Annotated in this window: 8 protein-coding genes; 6 read left to right on the plus strand and 2 right to left on the minus strand. The window is 37.9% G+C overall.

Annotation, left to right across the window (positions count from 1 at the left end; all coding sequences use genetic code 11):
* The first annotated feature begins 10 nt into the window (after positions 1-10).
* Entirely contained in the window at positions 11-91 is an 81-nt protein-coding gene (locus tag ACTWQB_RS16340) for a hypothetical protein (RefSeq protein WP_407644108.1), read from the plus strand.
* A 56-nt stretch (positions 92-147) separates the two neighbouring features.
* Here the strand turns inward: ACTWQB_RS16340 and ACTWQB_RS16345 are convergent, their stop codons facing one another.
* Positions 148-747 (minus strand): restriction endonuclease, encoded by a 600-nt coding sequence (locus ACTWQB_RS16345; RefSeq protein ID WP_443140229.1) that lies wholly within the window; start codon positions 745-747, stop codon positions 148-150.
* A gap of 156 nt (positions 748-903) precedes the next feature.
* On the opposite strand from ACTWQB_RS16345, the gene ACTWQB_RS16350 reads away from it, so the two are divergent.
* Positions 904-2,727, plus strand: coding sequence for a diguanylate cyclase (locus ACTWQB_RS16350; RefSeq protein ID WP_443140230.1), 1,824 nt, complete (start codon positions 904-906; stop codon positions 2,725-2,727).
* Positions 2,728-2,762: 35 nt separating this feature from the next.
* Here ACTWQB_RS16350 and ACTWQB_RS16355 read toward each other — a convergent pair whose 3' ends face one another.
* Complete coding sequence (locus ACTWQB_RS16355; protein ID WP_443140231.1) at positions 2,763-2,957, minus strand: hypothetical protein; 195 nt, start codon at positions 2,955-2,957, stop codon at positions 2,763-2,765.
* 226 nt (positions 2,958-3,183) lie between these two features.
* On the opposite strand from ACTWQB_RS16355, the gene ACTWQB_RS16360 reads away from it, so the two are divergent.
* The 4 genes from ACTWQB_RS16360 (at position 3,184) to ACTWQB_RS16375 (ending at position 8,078) form a co-directional block, all read left to right on the plus strand.
* Positions 3,184-3,759 (plus strand): GNAT family N-acetyltransferase, encoded by a 576-nt coding sequence (locus ACTWQB_RS16360; protein ID WP_443140232.1) that lies wholly within the window; start codon positions 3,184-3,186, stop codon positions 3,757-3,759.
* A gap of 478 nt (positions 3,760-4,237) precedes the next feature.
* Positions 4,238-5,227, plus strand: a complete 990-nt coding sequence (locus ACTWQB_RS16365; RefSeq protein ID WP_443140233.1) for a TAXI family TRAP transporter solute-binding subunit — start codon at positions 4,238-4,240, stop codon at positions 5,225-5,227.
* Positions 5,214-5,780 carry a DUF1850 domain-containing protein gene (locus tag ACTWQB_RS16370; protein ID WP_443140234.1) on the plus strand — a complete coding sequence of 189 codons (567 nt, stop codon included), beginning with the start codon at positions 5,214-5,216 and terminating at the stop codon, positions 5,778-5,780. The genes ACTWQB_RS16365 and ACTWQB_RS16370 overlap by 14 nt, the downstream gene beginning before the upstream one ends.
* Positions 5,781-5,846: 66 nt before the next feature.
* Positions 5,847-8,078 carry a TRAP transporter permease gene (locus tag ACTWQB_RS16375; RefSeq protein ID WP_443140235.1) on the plus strand — a complete coding sequence of 744 codons (2,232 nt, stop codon included), beginning with the start codon at positions 5,847-5,849 and terminating at the stop codon, positions 8,076-8,078.
* Positions 8,079-8,371 lie beyond the last annotated feature (293 nt).

The raw sequence follows: 8,371 nt of genomic DNA on the forward strand, positions 1-8,371 counted from the left end.
AATAAATTACATGTATTATTACAATTATATACGACCTTTTTCAAAATTAAATTGCCACAGCCCTGTTGAATACAGGACCGTGGCAGCATAGGTGTTTTTTCTTGTCTCATTTCCCTGGGTCAGTTCAGTTAGCTGGTGAGTTTTTCTTTAAGCGAATTCGCTTCCAGGCTCATAGACTTTGGAGTCCATTGTTTCAAGCCAGTAATTAACTAAGTTTAGGCCATCAATTAAATCAATATCTAACTCCTTGGCGTATTCCCGAGCTGTGTCAGTAAAGCTGCTTGTCGTAATGACATACCCACCTTTTGCTCCACTTTTAATCATGTTAGAGTGCAGAACAGCTATAGGTCCAACTCCAATGTTTTCTTTGTAGACATTCACTTGTCCAAGATATAACTCTCCATCCACATAGTGTTCAAAGTCTATTCCGTGATCATCGCTTTCTGGAGTTGTATAAATGTTGCCACCCAATTGATGTTTTATAATCCGCGCCACGAAATCTTCAAACTCTAATGGTGTTTGTTTTAGAAAAATATTAGAACCACTCTCAAATTCAATTTCATCATCTTCATTTCGCGTTCGCGGGTAGTTGAAGCGATAGGCTAAACCCATGGCAAGCGTTTTCTTTAATTCGTCGCTTCGTTCGATTTGTTTGGCTGTAATTGCATCTTTTTCTCTCTGTTCTTTACGCAAGAACCACATAAGAACCCCAATTAATACTAGCTGTAAAACGATTAATGTAACCATTCAATCACCTCATTACCAATGTGGTCATGGAAAAATAAGAATATACTTTTAATTTTTGTTAAAAAATATATTGAAGGGTATATATTTATTGTTAGAAAATTATATTTTTATGGTAAAATAGTACTATATTACAGGACGATTAAAGGGTGTGCTTAAATGAAGCAGGCTAAATGGCTTGTGATACCGGCGATTTTATTGTTGTTTGGTTGGTTTTGGTCTGTGATGAGTGAAGAAAGTGATTTACATGGATATGGTGGCCAGTTTAATCTAACGACTTCACTTCCAACTGAAGATAAGGTAGCTCTCAATGGACATTGGTTATATTATCCCTATCAGTTGGTGGAGCCGAATGAAACAGTATTCGGAGGTTATGATGTCCGATTAATAGAGGTACCTCATTCGACATCGGTAAATGAGTTTGGTACATATCAGACGGATCTTTATTTACCACCTGAATTCGTAGGAGAGTTGTTGTCATTATACATACCGAATCTCGGAAATGCCTTTAAAGTTTGGGTTAATAATGATTTATTAGTTGAGGAAGGACAAGTTGGGGCAAGTCGGGATACAACTGAGCCAGCCAAGAGCGGTCATGTTATTGATTTTATTTCAAATGAACGTACCGTGACCTTAACGATTCAAGTTGCGAATCATTATTTAAGAACGGGTGGTTTATGGGCCGAAGTTTATGTAGGTAGTGATGAGGCTATTGGAAGGTCTTATATGATGGATCGAAGTATGACCTTGATTGTTTTTGGTAGTCTTATTATTTTACTTTTGTATTATGTATTTTCTTTTATAGTGCAAGGTCGCGACCTTTACCACTTATATTTCTCGGTACTCGTATTATTTGTCATGACTCGTTTGTTATTAGAAGGAGATAAGGTAATCTTTCATTTTTTCCCACAATTTCCGTGGGAGTGGTCGATGAAGTTAGAGTACTTATCCTTTTTATGGTTGTTGCCTTTATTTGCTTACGTAATTTCGTTTACGTATAGTAAACAAGCTCATATCATGTTTAACAGGCTTTATTTTATAGCTATTTTACTTGTTTCGTTTGTGATTTTATTAACACCTAGTTATGTTTACACTCAATATTTAGTGTTTTTCCAACTTACATTAGTAGTTGGTTTTGCTTATATCTTTAAAGTGGTCTGGCAAGCTTACAGAGAACAGGAGCGTTATGCTTTTATTAACATTGTAGGCCTATTCGTTCTGTTCATGACGGCTATAAACGATGCATTTTACTATAATGAATGGATTAATACCGTGCCAATTTTATCAGTAGGATTTTTGTTTTACTTATTTATTCAAACGATTATACTCGCTGTACAGCATGCTCGTACGGTTGAACAGTTTAAAGCGTCTTCCAAAGAATTGAAATTGTTAAATGCACAACTAGAAGAGAAAGTTGATACCAGAACGAAGGAGCTAGAGAAGTCGCAAAAAGAGTTGGTAGAGAAAAATCGGTTCTTGCATAAAATTTCATATTTAGATGAATTAACACATATTCCGAATAGGCGTTCATTTACAAATGTGTTAGAAAAAGATTTAGAGGAAGCTCAAGCAGAAGGAGAGTCACTTGCTTTATTGTTAATTGATTTAGATTTATTTAAGAAGATAAATGATCAGTATGGTCATCAAATGGGAGATGCCTGTTTAAAGATATTTGCTGAACTTCTCAACCAACATTTTTCAGACATGGGTAGCTTTGTTGCACGTTATGGTGGAGAAGAATTTGTAGCCATTTCACGCGGATTAACGTTAGATGAATTAGTCGAAGCATCAAATAAGTTAAGGAAAAAAGTGTTGAACTTAAAAGTTCCAGGTGTGACACAAGGTGAACTGACAGTCAGTATCGGAATTGGCTTTGCTGAAAAGGCTAATATTACTGGAGATGTCTTATTTGAACAAGCGGATGCAGCTCTCTATAAAGCTAAAGACGCTGGTCGTAACCAAGTCGTTGTTTATGAAGAATGAATAAAAGGCCTTCGCAGGAAAGCGAAGGCCTTAACTTATTTGGTAGCACTCTTTAGATTTCTAAATGCATTCCAAACAAGTATCGCCCCGAAGACTACAGCCCCTACTAGTCCTACCACGTAAAGTAGTGTATCGAGAAAATTAGCTAACCCTTCTAACAAGTCTGAACGAACAGGGATAAACATAAATCCAAATGCAGCTACAAAACCATAAAATAAACCCTGATCCATATGATGCCCTCCTTCTGAAGTTGTCCTCCATACACTTTATTCAAAGAAGGGACAGAGTATGTTAGGACAAAGGTAGGGTTCAGTACTCATTCCATTATTTAAATTCAGGTTGTTTTATGAAATTGCAACTTTAGACTGAAGGGAAATGAAGGTTTTAGCCGAATTAAAATATATGAACGATCTTGCTAAGAAGAACTTTTAACCAATTGATAAAAAGGTGATGACCATGTTTGACCCAACAAAATGGGAAATTGAAACCGAGCGTCTAATATTAAGACCTTATTTTAAAAATGACTATGAAACTTGGTGGGAAGGGTTCCATGGACGAAAGCCGTCACAATGTTCTTTTGATGAGGGGCGTCCTAAGGATATGTCGCGTTTTACTAAGAAATGGTTTAATAGATGGGTCACTGGTTTTGAAGAAAAAGCGAAGCAGGACGAAATGTACATATTAGGTGTTTTCAGAAAACTAGATGGTGCATCCATTGGTAAGGTTGAATTAGTGACGATTTTAAGGCATGACTATCAATGGGGGATGATGGGCTACTCAATTCATAATCAGTATTGGGATCGAGGTTACGGTACGGAAAGTGTTACAGCCTTTACGAACGCTGTGTTTAAAGATTTAAAGTTTCATAGAATAGAATTACATATTAATCCTGAAAACACACGGTCGGTAAGACTTGCGCATCGAACTGGGTATGCATTGGAGTGCAAGAGAAAAGATTTTGCACAAGAAAACGGCCACTGGCATGACATGCTGATTTTCTATCAGAACCATGGGCAGTCACACTTTCTATAAAAACTCTACGTTTGACTAGTCCATTTATATAATTTGTTCATAATAATAAATAGAATAGTTTAGCAAAAATAGAGCTTCAGATGGGGTTAAATATAAAAGCGTAAGGGCATCCTTGCGCTTTTCTCGAAAGCTAAGAAAGTAAAAATATTCAACTACAAGTTTTGTTAAATTACGTTTGTGTAGCACTGTCTAGCGCAAGGTGCCCAACCACTGGGTGACTTCCCGCCTAAACCTACGATAAGTCAACATCAGTTCACTCATCTCACTGTGTTTCCTTTATCTCAGTTTAGTCGGCGCACTTCGTGATTAAACGGGCGCTTGCGCTTTCCTCGTTATAATCAAGTACAACGCCATTTATGTCGAAGTTTGTCTAACTCTTTTTTTACATTTATTAGAAGATTGCTAGACTTTTTGATTTGTTTTAGTTTAAAATTATGATATGATAAATTATCCAATATTAAAAAACATTAAGGGGGTAATGTTTGTGAAAAAGTTTAGTTTAATTCTAGTAATCTTCTTATCACTAGGCATGATTTTAGCTGCTTGTGGTGGCGGTGATGAAGAAGGTAATGGTGGAGAATCTGATGGAGACGAGTGGGTTCGTGATGTGACACTACTAACTGGTGGTGAAGCAGGTACATACTTCCCGCTAGGTGTTGCGATGGCTGATGTGATTACAGCTAATGTTGATGACGTTACAGTAAACGGTTTAAGCAGTGGTGCTTCTGTTGTAAACATTAACGAAGTATCAGCTGGTGAAGCGGAAATGGCTTTAGTTCAGAATGATACCGCTTTCTATGCACACGAAGGATCTAAAATGTTTGAAGAAGTTGTAGATGGGTACAGTGGTGTATTCACAATCTACCCTGAAACAATTCAAATCGTTACAACTGCTGATAGCGGAATTGAAACGGTAGACGATTTAGTAGGTAAGCGTGTAGCAGTAGGTGATGTTGGATCAGGTACTGAAGCAAACGCGGAACAAATTCTAGGTGTTCACGATATCACATTTGATGATATTAGTGCTGAGCACATGGGATTCGGTGATGCTTCAACGAACCTACAAGATGGTAACATTGATGCGGCATTCGTAACATCTGGTACACCAACCGCAAGCATTCAAGAATTAAGTGCTTCAACAGACATTCGTCTAGTAAGCATTAACGATGATGCAATTGAAGCGTTAATGGATGAGTACCCATACTACTCCAAAGTTGAACTTGGTTCAGATGAGTATGATAACTTTGATAGCACTGCGACGACTGTAGCAGTTCAAGCAATGTTAATCGTAAGAGATGATCTACCAGAAGATCAAGTTTATGAAATGGTTAAAGCGATCTTCGAAAACAAAGGTGATATCGAAGAAGCACACGATCGTGGTAAAGAACTTACAGTTGACACGGCGAAAGACGGTATGTCAATCGACCTTCATCCAGGAGCTGAAAAATACCTGAATGAACAAGAATAATCATTCAACTGAACATGACAACAAAAAGGCATTGCGTCTAAGCAATGCCTTTTTTAAGAAAAAATATTGGCTTATAATAGCTATCGCCGTAACAACTGTTGTATTACTTTTCACGATTAATGCGGGGAAAAAGTTAGTGATTGAGGATCTCAAGACAGGTGATATTTTATGGCAAGCTCAAATTGAACGTGGTGATTGGTTTTCGCATCGCTACATTCATTCTGTTGAAAAATCGCCAGTTATAGAAAAGTTCAAAGTAAGTGATGACTGGGAGATCCTTACGATGGAAAGTTGGACCAAGTCATTTGGAGCTGGCTTGCCATATGAGGATAAAGGTGATGTTGAAATGAAAGATGGTTATTTTGTTATTCAAGATTTGAACAAGCCTGTATACGGAGGAGAGCTTAAGTTCCAACCTTCCCACTTGTATCCTCACACATTTCACTTTAAAGATGAAGAAGTCACATTCTCTGAACCTCCTTATTCTGAAACACAAATTTTAGTAGAAATTAAAAATACCACTCTTTGGGATCGTATAAAACTTTTATTCTAGTAATGAGTGGTTTTGTTTTATAATAATATATATAACTAGACTATTTATGGACGAGAGGGGTTTGACATGGATGACAAACAACAACAACAGATGATTAACGAGCTAGAGGGTAGTGACCGTGTCTTAAATGGTTATTGGTTGACTGCCGTACTTATTGTCGCTGTATTTATGTCAGTATTTCATTTATGGGTTGCTGGCTTTGGTTTACCAGGCATCGGCTCTAAGACCTTCTTAATTTTTCACTTAACTCTAGCTTTAGTATTAATCTTTATGATTTTTCCAGTTAAAAGGAAAATGGGACAAACAAAGATTCCGATTTATGACATTGTTTTGGCAGCGTTTTCTTTATATGTTGGAATGTTTATTATCCAGCATCAAAATGCCTCATCAATTATGTCAGGGAATCCGACAGGCTATGAGATTTTCATCGGCTTAGCATTAATTATCATAGTATTGGAAGCAACTCGTCGTGTCGTTGGCTATCCACTTGTGATTATTGCTTTGATTTTTATTGCTTATTTCTTCTTAGGCGAATACATGCCTGGGCAGTTCTATCATTCTCGTGGAGATTTCGAGCGATTTATTTACGAAATCACATATCGTAATAACGGGATCTTTGGAACACCTATTTATGCATCTGCACAATTTGTATTCATATTCATTTTATTTGGGGCACTATTAGAATCAACTGGTGCCGGTAAAATGTTTATCGATTTAGCATTACGTGCATTCGGTCGTTATAAAGGTGGTCCAGCAAAAGCTAGTGTTGTTGCGAGTGGTATGATGGGAAGTATTTCTGGTAGTTCTACAGCAAACGCTGTTACGACAGGTACTTTCACAATCCCGCTTATGAAAAAAGTAGGCTTTAAGCCACACGTTGCTGGTGGTGTTGAAGTTGCTGCTTCATCAAGTGGTCAGTTCTTACCACCTATCATGGGTGCAGCTGCCTTTATTATGGTGGAATTAACTAGTATTCCATATTATGAAATTATTCAAAGTGCCATCATTCCAGCTATTTTGTGTTACATTGGGATTTTATTTATGGTGCATTTTGAAGCGTCTAAGAATGGCATCAAGGGCATGGATCGTAGCGAATTAGCTAAGGGTCGTCGCCTGTTAATGCAGCAAGGTTACTTATTAATTCCAATTTTTGTTTTGCTTTATTTCTTAGTAATCGAACGTGTATCGGTTAACAACTCGGCGTTCTATTCGATTACAATTTTATTAGTTATTGCGTTATTTGCACATCGTTTTAAAGAGAATATGGGACGTTCATTACTATTTGCAGCCATTTTATTAGCTATTGCTTACACGTTCCATTATGTTATTAGTCTACTAAATATTGGTCTATACAATTTAAATAATGTGATTAATACAAACTTCTTTGCTACAGAGACAATCCGTTGGAAAGACCCAATTGCAACAATGGTATTAATAGGTATCGTTGTGGCGTTAATCTTTGCTCTGGGTCAGAAGAAGTTCAAAGTTGATGCAGCACCTGTTCGATATGGAATGCGAGAAATTTTATCAGGTTTCGAACTAGCTGCACGTAACTCGTTATCCATTGTCGTCGCATGTGCGACTGCTGGTATCTTAATCGGAGTCATCACAACTTCTGGTTTATCGACTAAGTTTACACGTATTGTCGTAGGCTTTTCATCTGACTTAGCATCAATGGTACCTGCGTTTATGCAGACGGCAAATACGGAACTATACTTTGCATTGATCTTAACAGTGTTTGCTTGTCTATTGTTAGGTTTAGGTTTACCAACAACAGCAACATATGTTGTACTGGCAGCAATCGTTGCTCCTGTATTAACAGACATGGGAGTACCAGTGATTGTGGCACATTTATTTGTTCTATACTACGGTGTATTAGCGGATGACACGCCACCGATTAACTTGCCAGCCTATGCAACTGCTGGTATTGCGAAGGCTGGGCCAGTACGAACCGGTGTTCAAGGCTTTAAATACGATTCAGCGGCTTTATTATTACCATTCGTGTTCACGATGAACCCAACCATTCTACTAATTACAGATGCTGGTTGGCTAGAAGTTGTTTGGGCAATCTTTACTGCTATGATCGGTATGGTCGCATTCGCTTCATTTATCCAAAACTGGTTCATTACAAAATACCACTGGATTGAGCGAATCATTGCAGTTGCCGTTGCGTTAATGTTTATTCAAAACAATTACATTACTGACCTTATAGCGATTGTAGCGTTTGTTTTATTAATTGTGTTCCAAGTATTCAAGAAAAAACGCAACCCAAACGTTACCGCAGCACAAGCAAGTTAAATCAGTCAAAAGTCTTCGGGGAGCTCCCCGAGGGCTTTTTTAACTGTAAGATTGTAGATAAGGAAGCCTGGAATGTCGATAGAGGGCGTGAGAATGTCGATAGGGAAGCCTGGAATGTCGATAGAGGACGTGAGAATGTAGGTAGGGAAGCCTGGAATGTGATAGAGGTACCGTCAAGAAGTCTGTGTAAATGGCACTCGCTAACTTCGTTAGCGTAAGGAGGTTTTATATGGAGCAGCGGGCATGATAGCCTAAGGCGAAGCCAACGACCTTTTTATAATCTGGCGGCTTGG

Source organism: Piscibacillus sp. B03, assembly GCF_052246295.1.
In the GTDB taxonomy this organism is placed as follows: domain Bacteria; phylum Bacillota; class Bacilli; order Bacillales; family Alkalibacillaceae; genus Piscibacillus.